The organism is Sphingobium phenoxybenzoativorans, assembly GCF_001757355.1.
Classification (GTDB): Bacteria; Pseudomonadota; Alphaproteobacteria; order Sphingomonadales; family Sphingomonadaceae; genus Sphingobium; species Sphingobium phenoxybenzoativorans.
Genome location: NZ_MINO01000014.1, coordinates 32118 through 56767, shown reverse-complemented (window position 1 = coordinate 56767; position 24650 = coordinate 32118). Strand labels below are relative to the sequence as shown.

The 24650-nt window shown below is 63.3% G+C and carries 26 protein-coding genes; 2 read left to right on the top strand and 24 right to left on the bottom strand.

Annotated elements, in window-relative coordinates:
- Nucleotides 1-2 precede the first annotated feature (2 nt).
- The 18 genes from BHQ40_RS09785 to BHQ40_RS09700 form a co-directional block, all read right to left on the bottom strand.
- Entirely contained in the window at nt 3-959 is a 957-nt protein-coding gene (locus BHQ40_RS09785; RefSeq protein WP_070155347.1) for a cell division protein FtsQ/DivIB, read from the bottom strand.
- Complete coding sequence (locus BHQ40_RS09780) at nt 956-1906, bottom strand: D-alanine--D-alanine ligase (RefSeq protein WP_070155345.1); 951 nt, start codon at nt 1904-1906, stop codon at nt 956-958. Before BHQ40_RS09780 ends, BHQ40_RS09785 begins: the two co-directional genes overlap by 4 nt.
- The gene (gene murB, locus BHQ40_RS09775) at nt 1873-2775 is read right to left on the bottom strand and encodes a UDP-N-acetylmuramate dehydrogenase (RefSeq protein ID WP_070155343.1); all 903 of its coding nucleotides are present in this window, start codon (nt 2773-2775) and stop codon (nt 1873-1875) included. The genes BHQ40_RS09780 and murB overlap by 34 nt, the downstream gene beginning before the upstream one ends.
- Nucleotides 2772-2969, bottom strand: coding sequence for a hypothetical protein (locus BHQ40_RS09770; protein WP_070155341.1), 198 nt, complete (start codon nt 2967-2969; stop codon nt 2772-2774). The genes murB and BHQ40_RS09770 overlap by 4 nt, the downstream gene beginning before the upstream one ends.
- On the bottom strand, nt 2969-4396 hold the full coding sequence (gene murC, locus BHQ40_RS09765) for a UDP-N-acetylmuramate--L-alanine ligase (RefSeq protein WP_070155339.1): 1428 nt from the start codon (nt 4394-4396) through the stop codon (nt 2969-2971). The genes BHQ40_RS09770 and murC overlap by 1 nt, the downstream gene beginning before the upstream one ends.
- Nucleotides 4393-5562: an undecaprenyldiphospho-muramoylpentapeptide beta-N-acetylglucosaminyltransferase gene (murG, locus tag BHQ40_RS09760; RefSeq protein WP_070155337.1), complete on the bottom strand. Its 1170-nt coding sequence runs from the start codon at nt 5560-5562 to the stop codon at nt 4393-4395. The genes murC and murG overlap by 4 nt, the downstream gene beginning before the upstream one ends.
- Nucleotides 5559-6788: an FtsW/RodA/SpoVE family cell cycle protein gene (locus BHQ40_RS09755; RefSeq protein ID WP_425516626.1), complete on the bottom strand. Its 1230-nt coding sequence runs from the start codon at nt 6786-6788 to the stop codon at nt 5559-5561. Before BHQ40_RS09755 ends, murG begins: the two co-directional genes overlap by 4 nt.
- Before the next feature lie 13 nt (nt 6789-6801).
- Nucleotides 6802-8115, bottom strand: a complete 1314-nt coding sequence (murD, locus tag BHQ40_RS09750) for a UDP-N-acetylmuramoyl-L-alanine--D-glutamate ligase (RefSeq protein ID WP_070155335.1) — start codon at nt 8113-8115, stop codon at nt 6802-6804.
- Nucleotides 8112-9182 carry a phospho-N-acetylmuramoyl-pentapeptide-transferase gene (gene mraY / locus BHQ40_RS09745; protein WP_070155333.1) on the bottom strand — a complete coding sequence of 357 codons (1071 nt, stop codon included), beginning with the start codon at nt 9180-9182 and terminating at the stop codon, nt 8112-8114. Before mraY ends, murD begins: the two co-directional genes overlap by 4 nt.
- Complete coding sequence (locus tag BHQ40_RS09740) at nt 9182-10558, bottom strand: UDP-N-acetylmuramoyl-tripeptide--D-alanyl-D-alanine ligase (RefSeq protein WP_070155331.1); 1377 nt, start codon at nt 10556-10558, stop codon at nt 9182-9184. The genes mraY and BHQ40_RS09740 overlap by 1 nt, the downstream gene beginning before the upstream one ends.
- Nucleotides 10555-11970, bottom strand: a complete 1416-nt coding sequence (locus BHQ40_RS09735) for a UDP-N-acetylmuramoyl-L-alanyl-D-glutamate--2,6-diaminopimelate ligase (protein WP_070155329.1) — start codon at nt 11968-11970, stop codon at nt 10555-10557. Before BHQ40_RS09735 ends, BHQ40_RS09740 begins: the two co-directional genes overlap by 4 nt.
- Complete coding sequence (locus BHQ40_RS09730) at nt 11967-13664, bottom strand: peptidoglycan D,D-transpeptidase FtsI family protein (protein ID WP_070155327.1); 1698 nt, start codon at nt 13662-13664, stop codon at nt 11967-11969. Before BHQ40_RS09730 ends, BHQ40_RS09735 begins: the two co-directional genes overlap by 4 nt.
- Complete coding sequence (locus tag BHQ40_RS09725) at nt 13664-14359, bottom strand: colicin transporter (RefSeq protein WP_070155325.1); 696 nt, start codon at nt 14357-14359, stop codon at nt 13664-13666. Before BHQ40_RS09725 ends, BHQ40_RS09730 begins: the two co-directional genes overlap by 1 nt.
- Complete coding sequence (rsmH, locus tag BHQ40_RS09720) at nt 14356-15303, bottom strand: 16S rRNA (cytosine(1402)-N(4))-methyltransferase RsmH (protein ID WP_070155323.1); 948 nt, start codon at nt 15301-15303, stop codon at nt 14356-14358. Before rsmH ends, BHQ40_RS09725 begins: the two co-directional genes overlap by 4 nt.
- A complete protein-coding gene (locus tag BHQ40_RS09715; RefSeq protein ID WP_070155321.1) occupies nt 15300-15794 on the bottom strand; it encodes a division/cell wall cluster transcriptional repressor MraZ in 495 nt (164 codons plus the stop codon). The genes rsmH and BHQ40_RS09715 overlap by 4 nt, the downstream gene beginning before the upstream one ends.
- Before the next feature lie 281 nt (nt 15795-16075).
- Entirely contained in the window at nt 16076-17305 is a 1230-nt protein-coding gene (locus BHQ40_RS09710) for a Gldg family protein (RefSeq protein WP_070155319.1), read from the bottom strand.
- Nucleotides 17306-17317: 12 nt separating this feature from the next.
- Nucleotides 17318-17638, bottom strand: coding sequence for a hypothetical protein (locus BHQ40_RS09705; RefSeq protein WP_070155317.1), 321 nt, complete (start codon nt 17636-17638; stop codon nt 17318-17320).
- Between the two features lie 40 nt (nt 17639-17678).
- On the bottom strand, nt 17679-18674 hold the full coding sequence (locus BHQ40_RS09700; protein ID WP_070155314.1) for a cysteine synthase A: 996 nt from the start codon (nt 18672-18674) through the stop codon (nt 17679-17681).
- 180 nt (nt 18675-18854) lie between these two features.
- Here BHQ40_RS09700 and BHQ40_RS09695 point away from each other — a divergent pair, with 180 nt between their 5' ends.
- Nucleotides 18855-19787, top strand: coding sequence for a cell wall hydrolase (locus tag BHQ40_RS09695; RefSeq protein WP_070155312.1), 933 nt, complete (start codon nt 18855-18857; stop codon nt 19785-19787).
- Nucleotides 19788-20143: 356 nt separating this feature from the next.
- Entirely contained in the window at nt 20144-20272 is a 129-nt protein-coding gene (locus BHQ40_RS09690; RefSeq protein WP_070155310.1) for an entericidin A/B family lipoprotein, read from the top strand.
- Nucleotides 20273-20323: 51 nt separating this feature from the next.
- Here the strand turns inward: BHQ40_RS09690 and tatC are convergent, their stop codons facing one another.
- From tatC to nagZ, 6 genes are read right to left on the bottom strand one after another with little or no spacing between them, the layout of a single operon-like run.
- Nucleotides 20324-21106: a twin-arginine translocase subunit TatC gene (gene tatC, locus BHQ40_RS09685; RefSeq protein WP_070155308.1), complete on the bottom strand. Its 783-nt coding sequence runs from the start codon at nt 21104-21106 to the stop codon at nt 20324-20326.
- Nucleotides 21103-21477, bottom strand: a complete 375-nt coding sequence (gene tatB / locus BHQ40_RS09680) for a Sec-independent protein translocase protein TatB (RefSeq protein WP_083276823.1) — start codon at nt 21475-21477, stop codon at nt 21103-21105. Before tatB ends, tatC begins: the two co-directional genes overlap by 4 nt.
- A gap of 25 nt (nt 21478-21502) precedes the next feature.
- Nucleotides 21503-21751, bottom strand: coding sequence for a twin-arginine translocase TatA/TatE family subunit (locus BHQ40_RS09675; protein ID WP_070155306.1), 249 nt, complete (start codon nt 21749-21751; stop codon nt 21503-21505).
- Nucleotides 21752-21779: 28 nt separating this feature from the next.
- Nucleotides 21780-22376: an SMC-Scp complex subunit ScpB gene (scpB, locus tag BHQ40_RS09670; RefSeq protein WP_070155419.1), complete on the bottom strand. Its 597-nt coding sequence runs from the start codon at nt 22374-22376 to the stop codon at nt 21780-21782.
- Between the two features lie 53 nt (nt 22377-22429).
- Complete coding sequence (locus tag BHQ40_RS09665; protein WP_070155304.1) at nt 22430-23194, bottom strand: segregation and condensation protein A; 765 nt, start codon at nt 23192-23194, stop codon at nt 22430-22432.
- A gap of 20 nt (nt 23195-23214) precedes the next feature.
- Complete coding sequence (nagZ, locus tag BHQ40_RS09660) at nt 23215-24222, bottom strand: beta-N-acetylhexosaminidase (RefSeq protein WP_070155302.1); 1008 nt, start codon at nt 24220-24222, stop codon at nt 23215-23217.
- Nucleotides 24223-24650 lie beyond the last annotated feature (428 nt).

Sequence of the window (24650 nt, the reverse complement as noted above, 5' to 3'; positions counted from 1 at the left end):
CTTCAGACCTCCCCGTCTTTGGAGGCGGCCTCAGCCGCCTTCGTCTCCGTCTTTTCTTCCGGCTTGGGTCCGCGATCCTTGGGCAATCTCAGCACAAATTTCGAGGGATCGCGCATATCGAAACGCACAATCCCGCGACCCAGCAGATGGTTGACGCCATCCAGCCGCGCGAAGTTCAACAACGCAGCGGATGCCGGTTTTTCTCCCTCTGGCAGAGAGAGGGTTTCGCCCGACTGGAACCGCAGGTCCCAGCGGCGATCGCCAACCCAGGTCGCGCCGGCCAGCATGGGCTTGAGCGCGGGCGCCGCATCCATCAACTTGCCAAGGTTCGCCGTCTGCAGATTGGCGCTTGGCCCCACCACCAGCGGAAGATCAGGCATGGTCTGCTGCGACACTGGCTGCAACACCGCGCCAGTGACATCGATCAGGGCCAGATTGCCGCCATGCTGCCACACCGCCACCGGCTGACGCTCGACAATATCGACCACCAGCGTATCGGGCAGGCGGCGAGACACGCGCGCATCCTTGACCCAGCCCAGCTTCATCAGATCGCCGCGCAGCTTCGGCAGGTCGACATTGACCATGGACCGGTCGACCTGGCCCAGCGCGATATTATAGACTTGCAGTTCGTCCATGCGCTCAACGCCGCGCACCTCAACCTTGTCGACCTCGAACCCAGCATGAGCGGCGGCCTGCGCAAATTCCATCCGCATCATGCCGGGCAACCCGAAATAGCCCGCGCCGCCGACAGCCGCGACTATCACTGCGCCGACAATGCCCCATGTCGCCATGCGCTGCATCGTCGCCTCGCTGACCGGGATGGCCGAAATGATGCGATCCGCGAAACTCTGCCGCTTCAGGGTCCGGCCGCCGCGCCGCGACGTAACCTTCGTCCCGCTCTTGCGCCGGGGCGGCGAAAGCCGGCTGGTGCTGCCACGTCTTATCCGTGCGTCACTCATAGCGCCTCCTCGACGATACGTTCGACCAGTTCGGCATAATCGATGCCCAATTTCGCCGCTTGTTCCGGCACAAGGCTGAGCGGCGTCATGCCCGGCTGGGTGTTGACTTCCAGCAGGAACAGGCCCTCGACCCCCTGCGTGTCATCCCACCGGAAATCGGACCGCGAGGTGCCCTTGCAACCAAGCAACTGGTGCGCGCGCAGGGCGATCGCCTTGCACTGTTCTGCAATGTCATCAGGAATGTCGGCGGGGCAGATATGCTCCGTAAGCCCATCGGTATATTTGGAATCGAAATCGTAAAAGCCGCTTTTCGGGCGCAATTCCGTGACCAGCAGGGCTTCTTCGCCCAGAACGGCCGTGGTCAGTTCCCGGCCCCTGATATACGGTTCCGCCAGCAGTTCGGTGAAATGCTGCCACGGCCCCTCGACATCCCGGCCGATCGGCGATCCGTAATTGCCCTGTTCCGTGACGATGGCCACGCCGACCGAGCTGCCCTCATTGACCGGCTTCACCACATAAGGGCGCGGCAGCGGGTCGCGTTCGAACAGCGCAGCGCTCTCTACCACCTGGCCGCCGGGCATCGGTATACCGTGAGGAACCAGCGCCTGCTTGGTCAACTGCTTGTCGATCGCGATAACGGAGGTCGCAAGGCCGGAATGGGTATATTTGACGCCCATCAGGTCCATAAGCCCCTGCACGGTGCCGTCTTCGCCCGGAACGCCATGAAGCGCATTAAATACGATGTCCGGCCGGGCTTCGGCAATCTTCATGGGGATGTCACGGTCCATGTCGATGCGCGTGACCTTGTGCCCGCGCCCTTCCAGCGCCTTGGCGACGCCTTCGCCGCTCATCAGCGAAACCGGCCGCTCCGCCGACCAGCCGCCCATCAGGACGGCGACATGCCAAGGCCCCCTCACTTGTCCACCCCTATGCGCTGTATTTCCCATTCAAGCGTCACGCCGCTTTTCTCTTTCACCCGCCGCCGTACTTCCTCGCCCAGCGCCTCGATGTCAGCGCTGCTCGCACTGCCCAGATTGAGCAGGAAGTTGGTGTGCTTTTCCGAAACCTGCGCGTCGCCGATCTTCAATCCCCGGCACCCCGCCTCGTCAACCAGTTGCCAGGCCTTATGTCCTTCGGGATTCTTGAATGTCGATCCGCCGGTCTTGCTGCGCAGCGGCTGGCTTTCCTCGCGCGCGCTGGCGATCCGGTCCATCTCCGCCTGAATGGCGGCCGGATCAGCCCTATGCCCACGAAAAGTCGCGCCCACGACCACCGCGCCCTCCGGCAATGCGCTGTGCCGGTAGGTATAGCCGAGTTGGTCGCGCGTCAGGCTCACCCGTTCACCCGATCGCAGCACGGCCTCGCAATCCACCAATATATCGCATGTTTCGCGGCCATAGGCGCCACCGTTCATCCGCACGAAACCGCCGACAGTGCCCGGAATCGAGCGGAGAAACTCCAGTCCGCCTATCCCCGCATCGCGGGCAGTGGACGATACGAGAATGCCCGAAGCGCCGCCGCCGCAATAGAGCGCCGTCTCATCAACAGCCTCCACCTTGGCGAATGCCTTGCCAAGACGCACGATGACGCCCGGAACGCCGCCGTCGCGGACAATCAGGTTCGATCCGAGACCAAGCGCCATCACCGGTATTGCCGGATCAAGATCGCGCAGAAACCCGGCAAGATCGTCCACATCCTTCGGCTCGAACAGCCATTGCGCCGCACCGCCCGCCTTGAACCAGACGAGCGGAGCCAAAGGCGCCTGCGCGGTCAGGCGCCCGCGAACCGACGGGAGAGCAGCCTCCAGCACCGTCATTTGCGCAGCCCCCACAGCGACAGCCACTTGCTCCACATATCCATATTCGCCTTGGTCGCGTCGGCCATGGCCTGTTGCATGGCCACCGCCGCCTTCGCGCCATCCATAGATTTCTTGGCCGCGTCGAGGCTCTTTTCATGCGCCTCGATCACGCGCTTCTGCATTTCCAGGCCAAGGTCGATGAACTCGATCATCAGGCCGCGACCTTCGCCTTTCCGGCAACTTCTCCCGCCAGGGCGGCCGCCCATTTGGTAATGTCGCCCGCGCCAAGGCAGATGATCATGTCGTCCGGCTGCAAATCCGCCGCCAACGCGCCCGCCAGCGCATCCGCTCCCTCAATGGTCGATGCAGCCCGATGACCGCGCCCTTTGAGGCCAGCCACCAGCGCAGCGCTGTCCACGCCCTCTATCGGCTGTTCGCCAGCCGGATAGACCGGCGCGGCATAGACGATATCAGCGTCATTGAAGGCTTGCTGGAACTCATCCATCAGGTCGCGCAGCCGCGTGTAGCGATGCGGCTGGACAACTGCGATCACCCTGCCCTTCGCGCCCTCGCGCGCCGCGGCCAGCACAGCCCGGATTTCCACGGGATGATGCCCATAATCGTCGATGACGGTCGCCACGCCGCCGCTCACCGGGATTTCGCCGACCTTTGTGAAACGCCGCTTCACGCCGCCAAACTTGGCGAAGCCCGTCTGGATGGTGCGATCGTCAATCCCCATCTGCAACGCCACGCCGATCGCCGCCATGGCGTTCAGCACATTATGGCGGCCCGGCATCGGCATCTCTATGCCTTCAATCCTGCGGATCGACCCGTCCCGCTCCCTGATCTGCACATCGAAGCGGTTGCCGCCCGGCACAGGCTGAACATTCTCGCCCCTGATGTCGGCCTGCGCCGAAAAGCCGTAGGTGACAATCCGCCGGTCCTGAACACGCGGCAGGATCGCCTGCACCTCAGGATGATCAAGGCAGAGGATCGCCGCGCCGTAGAAGGGCACATTCTCGACAAACTCGACGAAGGCGTCCTTCACCGCGTCAAAGTCGCCATAATGGTCGAGATGTTCGGGATCGATATTGGTGACGACTGCAATCGTGCCATCGAGCCGCAGGAAGCTGCCATCGCTCTCGTCAGCTTCCACCACCATCCAGTCGCTCGCGCCCAGGCGAGCGTTGGAGCCATAGCTGTTGATGATACCGCCATTGATGACCGTCGGGTCAATGCCCCCCGCGTCCAGCAGCGCGGCAACCATCGACGTCGTAGTGGTCTTTCCATGCGTTCCCGCCACGGCGACCGTGGATTTCAGGCGCATCAGTTCGGCCAGCATCTCTGCCCGGCGAACCACCGGCACCCGTTTTTCCAGCGCCAGCTCCACCTCCGGGTTGCCGCGCTTGATTGCGGTCGACGTGACGACCACCGCGGCGTCGCCCAGATTCTCGGCCTTGTGGCCGATCATCACCGTGATGCCCTTCTTGCGCAGCCCCTCAACGACATAGCCCTCAGCCACGTCGGAGCCTTGCACCTTGTAGCCCAGATTATGCATCACCTCGGCGATGCCGGACATGCCGATGCCGCCAATGCCAATAAAGTGAATCGTGCCGATGTCGGTCGCAACACCCTTCATGCCGGAACACCCTGCAGGTTCAGGCTGGTGGGCATGGGCGAGGAAACGGGAAGCGGGTCGTTCATTATGGGCGCATATCCAATGCTTTCGAGGAGATCGGCCATGTCGCGCGCAGCGTTGGGCCGCCCGCAGGAGCGCGCGCGCCGCGCGGCGTTCTGCATGGCGCCCGGCTCCATCGCCATTTTCTGCATTTGCTTGGCCAGTTCGACGGGCGTGAACTGCGATTGCGGGATTGACCGTGCGCCGCCGCAAGCAACCATTTCCCGGACATTGGCAGTTTGATGATCATCCATCGCACTCGGCAGCGGCACCAGGATTGCGGGGCGGCCAGCCGTGGTCAGCTCCGCCAGCGTCGATGCGCCCGCGCGCCCGATGACGAGATGCGCCCAGCTCAGCTTTTCCGGCATGTCGCTGATATAGGTCGACAGATCCGCCGGAATCTCCATCTCGGCATAGGTGGCGCGGACCTTCTCGATATCCTCCTCCCGGCACTGCTGGGTGACCTGCAAGCGGCGGCGCAGGCTTAGCGGGAGCAACGCAAGACCGCTTGGCACCACGCTGGACAGAACGGTTGCACCCTGGCTGCCGCCGGTCACGAGAACCCGGAACACGCTTTCATCGGTCAGCGCCGGAAATTCCTCGTCACGCAGGGCCAGCACTTCCTCGCGGACCGGGTTACCGACCAGATGCACCTTCTCGGCAAAGCGATCCGGCAGTCTTTCCACCACGGGATAGGCAGTCGCGATGGCGCTAACCTTGCGCGCCAGCAGACGATTGACGCGGCCAAGCACGGCGTTCTGCTCATGCACCGCCGTCGGAATGCCGTCCTTCAATGCCGCCAGAAGCGCGGGCAGCGCCGGATAGCCGCCAAAGCCGACAACTGCCGTGGGTTCGAACGTCTCATAGAGACGTCGGGCCATCGCCCTGCCCTCCAGGATCGCCTTGATCCCCTTGACCCAGCCACGCGGATTGCCCGTCAGGCGGCCGGCCGGCAACACATGCACCTGCGCATTCTTGAACAGGTTGGGAATCTTCGCGCCGCGCTCGTCAGTGACCAGCGCTACCCTGTGCCCCCGCGCGATCAGTTCCTCCGCCACGGCATGCGCCGGGACCATATGTCCCCCGGTACCGCCAGCAGCGAGAACAAAATGACGGGAAATACTCATCGACCGCTCCATTTGACGACTGGGGTGCGGTCCATGAATGGATTTCGCCGCGTGAAGGCGAGAAGCAGGCCGACCCCGAAACAGAGCGCCAGCATAGAGGAGCCACCATAGCTGATAAAGGGCAGCGTCATGCCTTTCGACGGAAATATCTGCGCGTTGACGCCCATATTGATAATCGCCTGCAATCCGAATTCGGTCGTCAGGCCCGCAGCGGCGAGAATGGTGAAGCTATCCTCCTCATCGAGCAGCCGCAGCAGCACGCGGACAACAATCGCGAGATAGACACAGGCGATCGCGATACAGGCCAACAGCCCGAATTCCTCGCCGATCACGGAGAAGATATAGTCGGTATGCGCTTCGGGCAGATGGAATTTCGCCTGGCCGCCGCCAGGCCCAACGCCGGTGAATCCGCCATTGGTGATCGTCCGGTGCGCCAGATCCGCCTGATCCGGTCCGGTCATCGGATCGTGACCGATGCCCAGAAAGTCATTGATACGCTGCCGCCCATTTTCATAAAACATATAGGTCAGCACAAACAGGCCCAGCGCAGCGCCGCACAGCAGCCCGATATAACGCATCGCTACGCCCGACAGCAGCAGCAACGCCGCCCAGCAGGCGCAGAACACCACAGTCTGCCCGAAATCCGGTTGCCGCATGAGCAGCAATGCGATCATCGCCGTCACCCCGAAACTTAGCGGAATAACCGGAAGCGTCTTGTCTTTTGCCCGCAGTGACAGGAGCCACGCAATCGATACGACATAGGCGGGCTTCAGAAATTCCGAAGGCTGGAACCGCATGCCCGGCAGGTGAATCCACCGTTTTGCGCCATTCTTGACCTCACCCAGCACCGGGACGAGCATCAGCGCCACGAAGAATATCACCGCCGCAATCAGGGCAAGCCTGCGCGCCTGCGTGCGTGGCAGCATCGATACGACCAGCATGACTGGCAGGCCGATCGCCACCCACATGAGCTGGCGATAGAAATAGATGAGCGGCGTTACGGAAACGGCGTCAGTCGACCGGTCGATGGCCGCCACAGGCGACGCAGCGGCGACGGCGACAAGACCGATCGCGATCAGCGCGACGATCAGCGATAGCAGGACGCGATCAATCTCCCAGAACCAGATGGCGAGCGCCGTCCGTTCACGCGGCACGGTCCTGCCGCCAAAACCCTTGGCGATCTTCGCCGGCCTGAACCGGTCGATGCCCAATCGATCCCCCTGCACGGCCCGCCCCCTTTCAGCCCAACGCCGCGACAGCGGCCGCAAAGGCGTCACCGCGCGCCTCAAAGTCGCGAAATTGGTCGAATGACGCACAGGCGGGCGACAGCAGCACGATATCGCCCGGCTCGGCCACGCGCGCAGCCCGTCTCACCGCGGTCAGCAGCATTTCCGAATCGTCCACGGGCATATGCGGGCGCAGGATGTCCGCAAACATGTGCCCCGCCTCCCCGATCGTATAGGCATGTTTGATATTGCCGAACTGGGGGGCGCACTCGTCCAGATTGTCGGTCTTGGCCAGGCCGCCGACGATCCAGTGGATGCGCGGACGCCCTCCAACCGCCGGATAGGCGGCAAGCGCAGGCGCCGTCGATGCCGGATTGGTCGCCTTGCTGTCATTGACATAGAGAACGCCGCCAACCTCGCCGACGCGCTGCATCCGGTGGGGCAGGCTGGCATAGGTTGCGAGCGCAGGAAGCGTATCGTCGCGGGAAATATCCAGCGCATCGGCCACGGCAATGGCGACTGCGACATTCTGCGCATTATGCGGACCTTGCAGGGCGGGCCAGGTGGCCTGCTCCATGGGCAGGATGTTGGCGGCCGACACGGTGCGAAGCTGCGCCACCGCCTTCGCGGCGATGCCCAGGCTCGGCTCATCGTCCGTAGCGATCACGGCGGCGTGCCCCGGCGTCTGCATAGCGAAAAGGCGCGCCTTCGACGCGACATATCCGGGGAAACCATCATAACGGTCGAGATGGTCGGGCGTGATGTTGAGCAGCACCGCGACATCGCAATCGAGGCTGTGGGTCAGGTCGATCTGATAGCTGGAAAGCTCCAGCACATAGATGCCGACGCCCTTCAGGTTCGGCTCCAGCGGCTCTTGCCCCAGGATCGGCAGGCCGATATTGCCGCCCATCCGGGCCGGGAAACCCGCCTGCTCGACGATATGGTGGATCAATGCGGTGGTCGTCGACTTGCCGTTGGTGCCGGTAATGCCGACCACCTTGTGCGGCGGCAGGGTCGGCCGGGCCAGCGCGAACAGTTCGATATCGCCGATGATTGGCACGCCGGCCGCCCGAGCCTTCTGGGCGATAGGATGCCGGTTAAGCGGTACGCCCGGCGAAACCACGATGCCGTCGAACCCGGTTAGGTCGATCTCCAGCGGATCGGCCAGCTCGGCCTTGTCACGAACAGCCTCCCGCGCTTCCTCCCGCGCATCCCAGGCGACCACCCGCGCGCCGCTGGCGGCCAGCGTCTCCACCGTCGCCAGTCCGGACCGGGCGAGCCCAAGCACGGCATAGGTCTTTCCCGCAAAGGCTTCGGAGACGATCACCGCAGCTTGAGCGTCGCAAGACCGGCAAGCGCCAGAACGAACGCCACGATCCAGAAGCGGATGACGACGGTCGGCTCGGACCAGCCAAGCTGCTCGAAATGATGATGGATGGGCGCCATGCGGAACACGCGTTTGCCCGTCCGCTTGTAGAAGAACACCTGGATGATGACGGAAAGCGCCTCAACCACGAACAGCCCGCCAATCACCCCCAGGACGATTTCATGATGCGCCGACACCGCGATGACGCCGATCGCACCGCCCAGGGCCAGGCTCCCGGTATCTCCCATGAACACGGCGGCAGGCGGCGCGTTGAACCAGAGGAAGGCCAGGCCCGCGCCTATGATCGCCCCGCACAATATCGTCAGATCCCCCGCGCCCGGCACATGCGGAATGCCCAGATAATTGGCGTAGTCCGCGCGTCCCACCAGATAAACGATCGCCATGAAGGCCATGCAGGCGATGATGACAGGCATGGTCGCGAGGCCGTCGAGACCGTCCGTCAGGTTCACCGCATTGCCGAAGGAAACGATAACGAAGGCGGCGAACAGGAAATAGAAGGGTCCAAGGTCGATCGCAGGACCGTTCCAGAATGGGACATAGAGCGCCGTGCCATTCTGCCCGACGATCAGCCATGCAGCGACCCCGGCGATGACGAATTCACACAGCAGGCGCAGCTTTCCCGACAAGCCCTTATGGCTCGCTTTCGTCACCTTGTCATAGTCGTCCAGGAAGCCGATCGCGCCGAAACCAAGCGTCACAAAGATGCACGCCCAGACGTAGATCGACGCCAGATTCATCCAGAGCAGAACCGACACAATCACTGATGTCAGGATCATCAGGCCGCCCATGGTCGGGGTGCCGCGCTTGGTGAGGTGACTCTGGGGACCGTCGTCGCGAATCGGCTGGCCCTTACCCTGCCGGACGCGGAGCCAGCCGATGAAGCGCGGGCCGATGATCAGCCCGATGATGAGCGCCGTGGCGATCGCCGCGCCAGCCCGGAAACTCAGATAGCGGACAAGATTGAATATCCCATGGAAATCCAGCGTCTGCGCCAGCCAATACAGCATCAGTCCTTATCTCCACCCGTCACCGCAGCCACCAGCCGTGACAGGCCGACACTATTGGAACCCTTGACCAGAATGGCGTCGCCCGCCCGCATTTCCGCTTCGAGAAGATCGGTAGCGGCCTTCGCATCGGCGACATGCGCGTGGGATATGTCGTCCAGCGCATCGGCGAGCGGCGCCATTTCGGCGCCCACCAGGATGGCATAGTCGATCTTGCCCGCCGCAATTGGCTCGGCAAGGCGCGCGTGCAGTTCCGCGCTGCGCGTGCCCAGTTCCTTCATCGCGCCCAGAACAGCGATGCGGCGCGCGGCGCGTTCCTTGCCCAACTGGTTGAGCGTCGCCGTCATCGACAGCGGGTTGGCGTTGTAGCTCTCGTCGATCAGCAGCGCCTCGCCGCCCTCGACCGGCACAATCGCCCGCGCGCCGCGACCGGGAAGGCCCGCCATTTCGGCCAATGCAAGTCCGGCCGCCGCCAGATCGCCGCCCAGCGCCTCAACGACTCCCAACACGGCAAGCGCATTGGACACCCAATGCTCACCTGGCGGCGCGATGGTGCAGCACAGTTCCGCTTCGGGGAAGCGTGCGGTGATCAAGGTTCCGCCATTGCTGGCGGGAACCATCTCCACGGCCCTGACATCCGCGCCCTTGCCGATGCCGAACGTCATGATGCGCCCCGTGTAGCGCGCAGCCCGCATGCGCAACGCCGAGAGATGCGGGCTGTCAAAAGGAATGATGGCGACGCCCTTAGGCTCCAGCCCTTCGAAAATCTCGGCCTTGGCCTCAGCTATTGCCGCTTCGCTGCCGAAAAATTCGATATGGGCGGGCGCGATTGCGGTGATCACCGCAATATGCGGCCGCACCAGGCGGGTGAGGACAGACAGCTCGCCCGAATGGTTCATGCCCATCTCGAACACGCCGAACGTCGCATCGCGCGGCATTCGCGCAAGGCTCAGCGGAACCCCGACATGATTATTATAGCTCTTGACCGATCGGTGCACCTTGCCCGGATTGGCCCGGTCCAGCGCGGCGAAAAGCGCTTCCTTGGTGCCGGTTTTACCGACCGACCCCGTCACGCCCACGATCTTGGCCGAAGACCGCTGCCGCGACGCCCTCGCCAGATCCTCCAGCGCAATCATCGTGTCGGCGACCAGCACATGCGGCTGGTCGATGGGCGTGCTGACAATCGCGCCAGCCGCACCCGCAGCAAAGGCCTTCCCGACAAAATCATGCCCGTCGGCATGTTCGCCCTTAAGCGCGACGAACAGGTCGCCGGGTCCGATCTCGCGGCTGTCGAACGCGACGCCTGCAACGTCAAAGGCGGCGGACGCTTCACCGCCCGTCGCCTTCGCAATTTCTTCGGAGGTCCATAGCGGCATCATGTCGCACATTCCCGCGCTACGGTCACATCGTCGAACGGTAACACGCGGTCGCCGATGATCTGCCCCTGCTCATGCCCCTTGCCCGCCAGCAGAACGATGTCGTCCGCGCCCGCCATGGCGATCGCCGCCGCGATGGCCGGGCGGCGGCCGCCAATCTCATGCGCGCCCTGTGCACCAGCCATGATGGCGGAGCGGATGGATGACGGTTCCTCCGACCGCGGATTATCGTCCGTCACGATGACATGATCGGACAGGTCTACAGCGACTTTGCCCATTTGCGGGCGCTTGCCTGCGTCCCTGTCTCCACCAGCGCCGAACAAGGTGATCAGCCGACCCTTGGTGTGCGGGCGCAAAGCCTCTATCGCGGCGCGCAGACCGTCCGGCGTATGGGCATAATCGACATAGACCGGCGCGCCCGTCTTGGTGATGACCGCCCGCTCCAGCCGCCCGCGCACCGGCTGGACCCGGCCAAGCAGTTCCAGAACCTTCTTCGTCTCGCCGCCCGTTGCAATGACCAGGCCAGCCGCAGTCAGCGCATTCGCCGCCTGATAAGCGCCGATCAGCGGCAGATTGATCTTATGGGTTCCGCCATCGCCTTCAACGATCAGCGTCTGTCCAAGCTGGGTCGGCGTCCGGTTTGTGAGGCGCAAAGCCTCTCCCCGCACGCCGACACTCAGCAGGCGAAGCCCCCGCCTCGCAACGCGTTCCTTGACCTTGTCCGACCATTCGTCATCCGCCCAGACGACGGCCGCGCCATCACTGGCGACCACTTCATCGAACAGGCGCATCTTGGCGTCGAAATAGCTGTCCATGTCGCCATGATAGTCGAGATGGTCACGGCTGAGATTGGTGAAGGCGCCCGCCAGCACAGGAAGACCCTCGGTCCGGTACTGCGCAAGACCGTGGCTCGACGCCTCGAACGCCGCATGGGTAATGCCCTCGCGGCGCAACCCGGACATGTTCGACAAAAATGTAACGATATCGGGCGTGGTAAGCCCCGTGGATACCTGATCGACCGATGTGGTGACGCCAAGCGTCCCGATCGACGCCGACTTCTCGCCCATCATCCGCCACAACTGGCGCGTCAGTTCCACAGTGGAAGTCTTGCCGTTGGTGCCCGTGACCGCGACCGTCACATCGGGAAAAGGCGAAAAGAAACGCGCGGCTATCTGCGCGAACAGGCGGCGGGGATTGGCGTCGGCAATGTGCACCGCACCCTCGACCTTTGCCTCCGGGCGGGCAACGACAGCAACCGCTCCGGCTGCCACGGCGTCAGCGATAAAATCTTCGCCATTGACCCTAAGGCCCTGAAACGCGCCGAAAATCGTTCCGGGCGCAACCTTGCGATTGTCAATCGCAAAGCCAGTGACCTGGGCATCGGAGTCAACGGAGGCAAGATCGGACAGCTTCATTCCTTGTCGCTTTCCCCCGGAGCCTTCCACAGCAGCGGCATCAGCTCGGAAATATCCACGTCGCGCCGCTCATCGGGAATCACGCCCAGCATCGGTCCCGTACGCTCAATCACGCGCTTGACGACCGGCGCGGCGGTCCACGCGGCCGTGCGCAGGCCGAAGGTTTCCGGGCTTCCCTTTGGCTCGTCCATCATCGCGAGCACGACATATTTCGGATTGTCCATGGGAAAGGCTGCGGCAAAGGTCGTCACAAGTGAGGTATGAGCATATCCGCCCTCGAAGGGCTTTTCCGCCGAGCCGGTTTTCCCGCCCACACGATAACCTTTGGCATCGGCGCTCCTGCCTGTACCGGCCGAGACGATCATGCGCAACAGTTGCCGCATGCGCGCGCTGGTCGCGGCGGAGAATACGCGGCGACCTTCGGGCGCTTGGCCAGGCTTGATTTTCTGCAGGGTCGCCGGACGCCACATGCCGCCATTGACCAGCGCTGCATAGGCGCTGGCGAGATGCAGCGGGGTCACAGCGATGCCATGGCCATAGGAAACGGTCATCGTCGTGATCCGTCCCCAATTGACCGGCCACAGGGTGCGGGCGCGTTCATGCAGTTCGATGGTCGGGCGGCGGTCAAACTCCAGCTCACGATAGATTTTCTGGATCGGCCCCGGCCCCATTTCGTCGGCAATCCGCGCCGTGGCGATGTTGGAGCTGTGCACCAGCGTTTCCGGCACGTTCAGCCAGCGCTTGAGCGGATGGTCATCCTTGATCTTGAAGCCGCCGACCTGCAGCGGCGCGGTTGCGTCATAGCGCTTGCTCATGGACGTCACGACGCCCGCATCCATTGCTGCGGCGATGGAAATAGGCTTGAAGGTGGAACCAAGCTCATAGCGCGACTGCACCACGTCATTGCCCCGGCCGCGATCGTCCTTGCCAAGCTTGTTCGGGTCGAACACCGGCAGGGACGCCATTGCAATGACCTCGCCGGTATTCGCGTCCAGAATTATGCCCGCCGCGCCGCGCGCCTGCTGCTGCATCATCTGCGCGTAAAGCTCGCTTTCCAGCGCCGCCTGGACGCGGCCGTCGATGGACAGCATAAACGGCTCACCCCGGCGCGCTGGGTCGATAAGGCGGTCATTGAAAGCGGCCTCAGCACCCATGCCGCCTACGCCATCGACCGGCGCGAAGCCCAGCACATGGGCGGCCAATGTGCGCTGGGGATAGATGCGCTCCTTCTCGCGCGGGAACTCGATGCCCGGTTCGCCCAGCGCGTTCACCGCCGCCACCTGCTCTGGCAAGGCGCGGCGGCGCAGATAGGTCCAGCGCTTGCCGGAAAGCTTCGCCAACAGGACATCATAATGCTCGTCGGGGAATATCTCCGCCAGCTTCCGGGCAAGCTCGTCGCGGTCGCCAATCAGCTTTTTGGGCTGAATCGCGATGGAATAAGCATCCATCGTGCGCGCCAGCGGGAAACCGTTGCGGTCGACGATGTCCGCGCGGGGCGGCAGCGAGGCGGAACCGATATTGCCGTCGCGGCCGCCGGAAACCACGCCCATCCAGCAGAGCCGCAATCCAATCAGCCCCGTAATCGCAATGAACAGCACGAGCAGGAGCATCAACCGCTGATGGGCAAGCGCCGTGACATTGACCCGCCCGCTACTGGGCGCTGGCCTATCCGACCTGACGACGATCGTGGCCATCAGCGCGCTCCCTTCTTGCGTTCGCGGGCCGCCTTGGCCGTAAGATCGCCGAGTGTGCTGTCATCGAGCAGCTTCGCATCGAGCATGGCCACGCGCGCGGCATTACGAGCCGTAGGCGTCGTTTCCGGCTTGTCGCCCAGATCAAGCTTCAGTTTCTTCTTGGGCGTGGGCAGCTTTTCCACCCGGTCGGCCGCCTGGGCCACCTTGATCACGCTGATTTCTGGCGCGCGCGCGGTTGCCGGAGCGCGAGTTTGCGCAGGAGCGCGAGTCGCGGCATCGGTGCGGATCTGCGCCGGCGCGGGACTGGCCGGCGCGGTCGGCTTAGCCGCCTGCAGTTCCTCCTGCGCATCGGCCATCGCAACCATTACCGGCGGCGCGACATAGACCGGCCCATTAGGCTCCACCCCATCCAGATTGGCCAGCGCGCGCTCACCATTCAGATATTGCTGCGCTGTCGGCGCGGAATAACGGAAATCCTCCTGGTTCCAGCGCTCAAGCTGCCGGAGGCTGGATCGCGCGCCGAATTCCGTTTCCAGATAGCGGATTTCCCCCTTGGTCGATGCGATCTGCGCGCGCACGCGGGCGAGTTCATTCTGCTCTGCCCCAACCCGCAGGGACACCAGATAGGCGCACAAAGCGCCAAGCGTCACCAGCATCACCCACAACACGCTTTGAAGGCGCTTGACCGCAATCATGACCGCACCCCTTCCCAGGCAGGGGCCTGCGTCCGCACCGCACTGCGCAAAGTCGCGGACCGCGCGCGCGGATTGGCCGCCAGTTCCCGATCACCCGGCCGGATCGCCTTTGACGGGCGCTCGAAAGTCGGCGCGACTGCCGCCTCCTGCTGGGGACGATGGCGCGAACCGCCGGATTCCGCGCCACTGCGGCGACGCAGAAACTGCTTCACTATCCGATCCTCAAGACTGTGGAATGTGACCACCGCCAGCCGTCCGCCAGCCTCCAGCAGCGCTTCCGCCGCCTCCAGCCCGCGCTCCAGCTCCTCCAGCTCCCGGTTCAGATGGATACGGATCGCCTGAAAACTGCGGGTGGCCGGGTCCTTCTTGTCATGGGGCTTGTGGCCCAACGCCTTGCGCACCACGGTAGCAAGCTGGCCGGTCCGTTCCAGCGGGCGCGCCGCGACGATCGCGCGCGCCACCCGCCGCGACCGCGGCTCCTCGCCATAAAGGTAGAGGACATCGGCAATCTCCTCCTCCGGCGCGGTGTTCAGGAAATCTGCGGCGCTGGTCCCCGCGCGGCTCATCCGCATGTCCAACGGTCCATCCGCCTGAAAGGAGAAACCGCGATCGGCCTGATCAAGCTGCATGGAGGACACGCCGATATCCAGCGTCACGCCCGACGCCTTCCGCACCCCCGCATCAGCCAGCAAAGTTTCCATACGGGAAAATTCGCCTTCGATCAGGGTGATGGCACCATCACTCACCGCAACGACCGTTTGACCGGCGGCAATCGCATCAGGATCGCGGTCAAAAGCAAAGACGCGCGCGCCCTTGGCGGCCATCGCCTTGCTGTAGCCGCCAGCGCCAAAAGTGCCGTCAACATGGACTTCGCCGGGGGCAATGGCGAGGGCGTCGAGCACTTCATCGAGCAGGACAGGAATATGGGGAGCGGGCGCGGTCATTTTCCGACGGCCTCCCGCTCGGCAAGGAATTTGACGACGCGCGCTTTTATGACTTCGCGGGCGGCGGGATATTCCAGATAGGCTTCGGGCTTCCACATCTGGATGAAGCGGCCAACGCCCAGGAACATGATGGCGTCGTCGATCCCGCAAAACTCTTTGATGTCGGCAGGCGGAAAGAAACGGCCGCCATCATCGAAGTTCAGCTCCTCCAGCGACGAGAAGGCCAGTTCGCGGGCAGTGTCTGCGTCATAGGCATCACCGCGATTGCGGGCGGCCTCCGCATTCTTGACGATCTCGTCCTCCATCTCCGCCTTGTGAGATGTGCCGAAACCCTTGGCGCAGCGATGTTTTTCGAGGAGATCGATGCAAAGGCGATTGTCGCCGCCGCTGGCGGCCTTGACCATCTTGCGCATGTCGAGAGGCAATACGAAGCGGCCTTTGCTGTCCGCGACGCTGAAGGCATTGCCCGAAAAGAGATTAACGCCCGACACCCTTCGACAGTCCGCCCTTTGCCTTCGGGGCAAAGCCTTCCCGCCCGGAGAAACGCATGCGCTACGTCGCTCCGTTCACAGGAATCGCATCGGCTTGAACTGCCCCAGTAACAGCATGAATACCAAGGGAAGCATCGGGATGGAAGGGGAAATCTTGGGTGGAGCTGGGAATCTTTGTTCAGATCGGGTTTTCCTTGGTTTTGATGGGTTTCCATAGATGGCTTGAAGTAATTGTTCTTAATTCGTTCCGGCACTCCCAGACTTTTGTCGTAGATTTTTCGTCATTTTCCATGCCGTCCCGGCTTTTCCCGGACGAAAACGACTCCCGCACCCAGAATTGCCCAGGCCATCCCAGCCAGCAAAGCCCAGCGCATTGCCGCAATCATCGCCGCATCATTGCCGATCCAGGGTCTCGACGGCGGGATCGGCCGGGAAGACATGGGATCGCGCAGCCAATCGCTCAACAAACCAGGCGTATCGCCGGAAAGCGACGCTGGGGACAAGGGATGGTCAGGATCGGCAAGCCACAGCCGGTCGTCCGCCATATCGGCGTCAGCGATCAGGCGCACCTTCCCCTTGCCGATACGGCACAAAGCAAAAAGGCCCTGCTCTGCAAGACGGCAGCTACCCGTGGTCTTGAACGACGACGCACCGGCGATCGGCAACAGCGCACCCCCGGAAAGGAACCGCCTTTCGACCTCCCGCCCTTCCGATGGCAAAAGTTCCAGGCCCCAATGCGACAGGAGGGGGTCGAGCAGGCTGGTCACCGGAGGACGGCGGCGATCGCCGGGCGGCAATGCCATTGGCCAAAGAAGCAGGGGGTCGGCAAGAATGACCGCCGTCCCTCCCCCGCGCACCCATGCATCAATGAAGGCCAGATCGGCTGGCGGCAAAGCCCTGGGCTGCGCGACAAGCAACCGTTCGCCCTGCCGCAAAGGCGCGGCCGTCAAGGAATCAACCGGCCTTATCGTGAAATCAAGCGCCAGACGATCAATGAGTGGCGCATGCTTTCCCATCAACGCGCCTGCAGGTCCGAAGATCGGCAGGGCCGAAAGAATCGCAAGCTCCGGCCTGGATGGCGATTTGGGAGCGGGTCTGTTCACCCACATATCTGCGCCGGCCACACCGCCAATGAGCAGCAACAGGCAGGCAAAGCCCTTCAGCCGGGGAAGAAACCAAATGGCGGAAAGCGCCAGGACGGTGATCGCCAGCAGGCCAAGCATGGCTGACAGCAACAGGGTCGACGCCGATACGCCGCAAAACAGGGCGATTGCGGATAAGGAACCGGCTCCAGCGCACATCTGCCACGGGAATACCGGTGCTCCCGATCCCTGTTTTCGCCTCCAGCGGACAAGGGCGGCCAAGGCCATCATGCATATCGCCTGCGCCTTGACCCAGAAAAACGGGTCAGCCTGCCCAGTCGATAGCGGCCCGCCCAAGGCGAGTCCGCCGATCAGGCTCGCAAGAATCGCAAGGAATATGGTCGCGCCGGACCATGCCGCAGAGCGCATTGCGTTCGCGCCTCAGGGCTGCTGCTGGGGGTCGCGATCCATCGGTTTGCGCAGATTGGGGTCAGGCTGCAGGTCCGGCACAACCTGCGCCGCGCCAGGATCCGCCGATGGCGCCACCCCCAGCCTGGCCAGCGGGTCTTCCGGCTGCACCGCATTGACATCCGCGCCATTATTGAGCGTTGGAACGACCGGCGGCGGCGCTGCGCGCTCGTCGATGCGCGCCTTTTCAATGACGATATTGGCCAGCCCCACAAGGAGCACAACACCGGCCAGCCCGGTCAGGCCGATCTGCACACGTTGCAGACCCTCCTGCTTGCGAGGACTGTCGACCATAGCTGGTCCCTTTTTTCTGCGCTCTACGACCCGTTAGAGGTCAACCATTCTGCGCCAGCCAGGGGAACACCGTCAACCCCTTGGATTTCAGCCATTCGCGATTGTAGAGAGTCGACAGATAGCGGAAGCCCGTATCGCACAGGATCGTCACAATGCGCTTGCCCGGCCCGACTTGCCGCGCCAGCGCCACCGCGCCAGCAACATTTATGCCGGATGACAGGCCCAGGCAAAGCCCCTCCTCCGACAGCAGGCGGCGGACCCATTCCAGCCCCTCGGCGTCGGAAATGCGGAACTGGGTGTCGATGGGCGCGCCTTCAAGATTGGCGGTAATCCGGCCCTGGCCGATGCCCTCCGCCACGGATTCGCCTTCCGACTTGAGTTCGCCATGCGCGTAATAAGCGTACAGCGCCGCGCCATGCGGGTCGGTCAGGGCAATGGTGATATTCTCATCCTTCGCCTTCAAACCCATGCCGACCCCGGCGATTGTGCCGCCAGTGCCTGCGGAACAGGTGAAGCCATCGATCCGCCCGTCCATCTGCGCCCAGATTTCCTCGGCCGTGCCGACGATGTGCGCCTTGCGGTTGGCGATATTGTCAAACTGGTTAGCCCAGATCGCACCTTCCGTCTCCTCGGCGATCCGGCGGGATGTATGGACGAAATGACCGGGGTTCGAATAGGGCGCGGCAGGCACCGTCACCAGTTCCGCGCCCAGCGCGCGCAACGTGTCCATCTTCTCCCGGCTCTGCGTTTCCGGCATGACGATGACTGCGCGATAGCCCTTGGCGTTGGCGACCAGGGCCAGACCGATGCCGGTATTGCCCGCCGTCCCCTCAACGATGATCCCGCCGGGCTTGAGCAGCCCCTTTTCCTCCGCATCATTGACGATGAAAAGCGCGGCGCGGTCCTTTACCGATGCGCCGGGATTGGCGAACTCGCATTTAGCGAAAATGTCGCAACCTGTGGCCTCTGATGGCCCTTTCAGCCGCACCATAGGGGTGTTGCCGATCAGTGCGAGCGTATCCTGTTGTAGAAGCATGCCGCTTCGATAGCGGAGTGCGCACGCCTTTGCCAAGCAAGCGATTTCACTATCCCTGAAAGAGCGTATTGCGCGCCGGACCGCCAATTTTCCCGCCGTCCCATCCGGGTACAGCGCCGAAATCGAAGGAGAATATAAAGGGCCTCTACGCTATGGGCCGGCAACGGGAGCGGCACGGGCATGGCCAGAACAGAAACGGGGAAGCTTGCAACGCTGCTGCGCGCGCTGCTGTTCGCCGTCGCCATTGTCCTGCTCCCCCGGCTTTTGCCTTCCGGCTGGACGCAGCCACTGGACAAGCCAGAAGCCAAACCGCCCATCATCCTGGCTGGCGCGGCGGCCGACAATTTTCCGGGATCGGCCTATTTCCTGGCGGAAGGAGCGTTCACGCCTATCCGGAACCTGACGATCGGGCAGAGCAATCCATATATCTACAGGCTCGATGACGGTCCCACCGCGCCCTCCGTCACCTTTCGCGGGATGACGCCGGTGGACCGGTACCGCGCCGCCAACTGCCTTGCCGCTGCAATCTATTATGAGGCGGGGAATGAAACTGAGGATGGCCAGCGCGCCGTGGCGCAGGTGGTGCTCAACCGGGTTCGTCATCCCGCATGGCCGAACAGCGTGTGCGCCGTCGTCTACCAAGGCTCGGAACGCAGCGACCTCAAATGCCAGTTCAGCTTCAGTTGCGACGGCGCAATGGCCCGCACGCCCAACGCCACGGCTTGGGGCCGGGCCAGGAGGATCGCTGTGGAAGCGTTGGCGGGCAAGGCGTTTGCGCCCGTCGGCCTTGCCACCTATTATCACACGCTGGCTGTCAGCCCTCCCTGGTCGGCCGACCTGCAGCCTGTGGCGGTGATCGGCGCGCATATCTTCTACCGGTGGAAAGGGACGACTGGCCAGCCCGCCGCCTTCAGCGACCGTTACGCCCGTTTCGAATTTCAGTCCGGCCCCGCCCCGCGTGCGGTGCTGCTTTCCGCCCCAGCGCTCGCGATAACGCCGCCGGTCGATCCTGCGCCTGCCCCGGAACAAAGCGCTGTCCAGCCGCCGCCGGATATCTGGAACAGCAATATTCGCCCCGAATATCGGTCCAGCGGCCGTCCGCTCGTTCCTTGAAAGCTAAAAAAGTTAAAGTTAGCTGGTGATTAACTATTTAAATATCTGTTTTTAAACAGAAAAAAACTTAAAGTTTTTTTGGAACAGCGGGAACCTCTATCGGCCTTCTGGGTTATAGCATTCGGATAGTAAATCTTTTGCCCCCCGCTCTTGCTATCCACTCATGGGCCCGGAACGCTTCTCCCCCCCCGACAGCGTTCCGGGCTCAAATTGCATCTGGCGCAAACTGTTTGGCCTCCCCGGCATTTCCACAATGAAGGTTTCGCGACCGGAACGCTTTCCAAAGCTCCGGGTTATTTATCACGTCGCTCGTCCGTCAGGGGCGCGGCGGGCGAACCTTTCAAGAGGAGTCCAACATGTCAAAGAAAATTGTCGCAGCACTTCTGCTTTCCAGCGCCCTGGTTCTCAGCGCCTGCAATACGGTCGAAGGTGCGGGCAAGGATGTTCAGAGCGCCGGCAAGGCCGTGGAAAACGCAGCGGACTAGAGCTTTCCCCAGGAATGCGGCCCGTTCCCCAGTGGAGCGGGCCGTTTCCGTTCAGGCCGCTTCCGCCCGCTTTTCCGTGGCGTCGGCCTTGGCCGCGCGCCGGTCGGTGAACCAGATTGCGATGATCGTGATCTCGTACAGCAGGATCAGCGGTATCGCGAGCATGAGCTGCGACACGACGTCGGGCGGGGTCAATACGGCCGCCACGATGAACGCGGCGACGATCATGTAACGCCGAAGCCCGATAAGCTGCGCCCGGCTGACGATCCCGGCGCGATTGAGCAGCATCAGCAGCACGGGCATCAGGAAGCTGATGCCGAACGCCAGGATGAACTGCATCACCAGGGTCAGATAAGCGTCAGTGCTTGGCAGCGCCTCAACCTTCAAACCACCACTGTCTCCCTGGAATCCCAAGAAAAAATGGAATGCCGTCGGCATCACCACGAAATAGGCCAGCGACGCGCCCATGGCGAACAGGATGGGCGTGGCGAATATGAAGGGCAGCAGCGCCCGCTTTTCCTTGGCGTATAGTCCCGGCGCGACGAAGGCCCAGAGCTGGTTCGCGATAATCGGGAAGGACAGGCAGAAGGCCCCGAAAATGGCGACCTTGAGCTGCACGAAAAAGGCTTCATAAAGCTTGGTGTAGACCAGCCGCCCTCCGGCGTCGCCAAACGCCTCCTTCAGCGGATGCACGAGAATGGCGAAAAGCTGGTCCGAAAAATAGAAACAGATCGCGAAACAGACCGCGAGACCATAAACGCATTTGAGCAGACGGCCGCGCAGTTCGATCAGATGGTCGAGGAGCGGCGCCTTGCTGTCGTCGATCTCGCTCATGCCTGCGCGCCGCCCTTTGGCGCGGCATCGGCCTCCGCCTCCCCGCCAAAGCCCGGCACGGCGCTGGCCGGCTCAGCGACTGCGGCAGACCCTGCGGCGGGTGCAGGAAGCGACGCCGGTTCCGCTTCCGCTTCAGCCGGATGCTCGTCCAATATGCGCTGGTTCTGGGCCGCCCATTTCTTTTCCAGCTCCTCCAGCTCCACCTCGCGGACCATAGCGTCGATGCCGGTGCGGAAATGGCGGGCCATGCCGCGCGCCTTGCCGACGACCTGCCCCACCTTATAGAGCGCGCGCGGCAGGTCCTTGGGGCCGATCACGATCACGGCCACAATGACGATCAGCAGAAATTCGGACGATCCGATGTCGAACATGCAACTGGCTCTGCCGGTTTTTGGATCAGACCTGCTTGCTGTCTTCGGTCACGCCCGCAGCGCTCTGCTCCGGCGCGCGCTGAGACTCGATCTTGGCGGCGGGGGCTGCGGGCCGCGCCTTGGGCAGGTCGTCCTCGTCGTCCTCCATGCCCTTCTTGAAACTCTTGATGCCCTTGGCAACGTCACCCATGAGACCCGAGATCCGCCCGCCGCCAAACAGCAGGACGACCACGAGGATCACGAGGACCCAGTGCATCATTGAAAAGGAACCCATTGATATTCTCCCAATCCGAAGGCTCTATCTAGTCGCCATCGGGGTCATTTTCCAGAACGGATTGCCCGTCCAGGCCCGCCATCGCCATATCGACGGGGTCAAGCAGCCCCGCCGCCTTCAGATCGTCGATTCCCGGCAGGTCGCGGCGGCTGGTAAGACCGAAATGTGACAGAAAGTCGGGTGTGGTCGCATAAATTAGCGGACGTCCCGGAACTTCGCGCCGTCCCGCCGGACGAATCCAGCCCGCTTCCATCAGCACGTCGATCGTCCCCTTGGCGACTTGCACGCCCCGGATCGCCTCTATTTCCGCGCGGCTGACCGGCTCATGATAGGCGATGATCGCCAGAGTCTCCATGCCCGCGCGGGACAGCTTGCGCGGTTCGTCCCGCTCCCGGCGCAGGATATGGGCCAGGTCCGGCGCGGTCTGGAAATGCCACCGCCCTCCCCGCTCCACCAGATTGACGCCGCGCCCGGCATAATCATCGGCGAGCGCCGCGAGCGCCCCGCCGATATCGCCATTGCCGACATGCTGACGCAACTCCGCAAGGGTGAGCGGCTGGTCAGATGCGAACAGCGCAGCCTCCACAGCGCGCCGGAAATCGTCCGGCTCCCGGTTCGCCGCCATTCCGTTCACCATATCCGGTTCGTCACCGGCGCCCGGTTCTTCCATCTCATCGCTCATGCATTGCCCGCCGCACGCAAATAGATGGGGGAGAAAATCTCGTCCTGCCGGATATCGACCTTCCCCTGCCGCGCCAGTTCCAGCGCCGCGACGAAGCTGCTGGCAAGCGCAGACCGCCGCATCTCCCCGCTCGCCTGCTCCGGCAGAAACGCCTCCAGCACCGTCCAGTCTATCCGGCCGCCGACCAGCATGCCCACGCGCTCAATCGCCGCGTCCAGCGTCATCACCGGGCGGCGCGACACGACATGCACCATCGGCTGGGTCCGGGCGCGGACCTGCCCATAGGCCTGGATCAGATCGAACAGGGACGCCCTCCACTGGATGCTGCGGACGGTGCGCAGCCCCTCCGGCGCGGGCCGGACGAACACATCGCGGCCGATGCGGTCCCGCGCCATCAGCCGCGCGCCCGCGTCGCGCATCGCGCTGAGGCGCTGCAGCCGCAACTGCAAACGCAGCGCCAATTCCTCCGGCGACGGGTCCTGCTGCTCGTCTCGCGGCAGCAACAGGCCGGATTTGAGATAAGCGAGCCATGCCGCCATCACCAGATAGTCGGCGGCCAGCTCCAGCTTCAGGTCCTGCGCATCCTCAATGAAGGCCAGATATTGTTCGACCAGCTCAAGGATCGATATCTCCCGCAGATCAACCTTCTGCGTACGGGCCAGGGCGAGCAGCAGGTCCAGCGGCCCTTCCCACGCATCAAATGTCAGCGTCAGGGTTTCCGGGCCAACCGAGGGCGGAGAGAAGAAGAGATCCTCCTCCATGGCTCAGCGCCCCTGAACCTTCACGCCAAGGCCAGCAATTCGTCGCGCCGGGCCAGCAGATCGCCCAGAGGTTCCGCCTCCCCGCCATCGCCAACCGTAGCCATCGCCCGGTCAAGGCGCCGCCGGGCCTCGGCCGTGATGTCCGGCAGGGCGTCGGCGATGCCCACCATCTCCTCCATCCGGCCCCAGCAATTGAGCGCGATGTCGCATCCCGCGGCGACCACGCCAGCCGCCAGCGACGGGATGTCGCCTTTCAGCGCCTTCATATCGAGATCGTCGGACATCAGCAGGCCGTCAAAGCCGATACGGCCGCGGATGATGTTCGCGATCACCACCGGCGACAGGCTCGCCGGGCGCTCGGCGTCCCATGCGGTGTAGACGATATGCGCGGTCATCCCCATCGGCGCCCGGTTAAGCGCCCTGAACGGCGCGATATCGGTTTCCAGCTCCGCCTCGCTGGCATCGACACGCGGCAGTTCATGATGGCTGTCGACCATCGCCCGGCCATGCCCCGGCATATGCTTGACGATGCCGACCACGCCGCCCTGCTTAAGCCCGTCCAGCACCGCCCGGCCCAGCGCCGCCACGCGCAGCGGCTCCGCGCCCAGGGTCCGGTCGCCCATAATGTCGCTTGAGCCCGGCTGACGCACGTCCAGCAGGGGCAAGGCATCCACATTGATGCCGCATTCACGCAGGGTGACGGCGATCGCCTGCGCATTGGTCCGGGCGGCCACAATGGCGCTGGCGGGGGCGACATCATAGAGCGCGTCGAACACCGCCCCCGGAGGAAAGGCCGGCCAGACCGGCGGCGGCATCCGCGCCACCCGGCCGCCTTCCTGATCGATCATGATCAGCAAATCGTCCCGGCCGTGCAGCGCCCGCAGGTCATCGGTCAGCGCCCGCAACTGCGCCTTGTCCGCGACGTTGCGGCGGAACAGGATATAGCCCGCAGGCTCCGCCTCCCGGAAGAAAGCGCGCTCGTCGCTTGTCAGGGTTTCGCCCGCAAGGCCGAAAATGACGGGTTTCATGGATGGGGTCGCCTGGCTGATGTCATCTGCAATAGCCCCCTGTTATCGCGATTCCCGGCATCATCCCAGCAAAAGCTGTCCCACCGAAGTTGCGGAAGTTGCGGGTTGTGAGCGGTTTTGGCCGGAACGTCGCATGTAGGTCGCACAAAAGTCGCATGTTGGTCTCATCCAGGTCGCAGATGAGTCTCATGCGGGTCGCGGCTGGGCCACACTGGTCAGTGGATCGAGAAGGCCATTTCATGCGCGGGAATAGAGCATGACATGGCGGGTGTAGGACAGGAATGCGGGGGTGTAGATGACCGAAGCGCCAATTCCCGTCATCCATTAATCCGTCATCCCCGCGAAAGCGGGGACCCACCATGCCTTAGGCACGGCAAGCGCATGGGGAGAGATGGGTTCCCGCTTTCGCGAGAATGACGAGCAGAGGA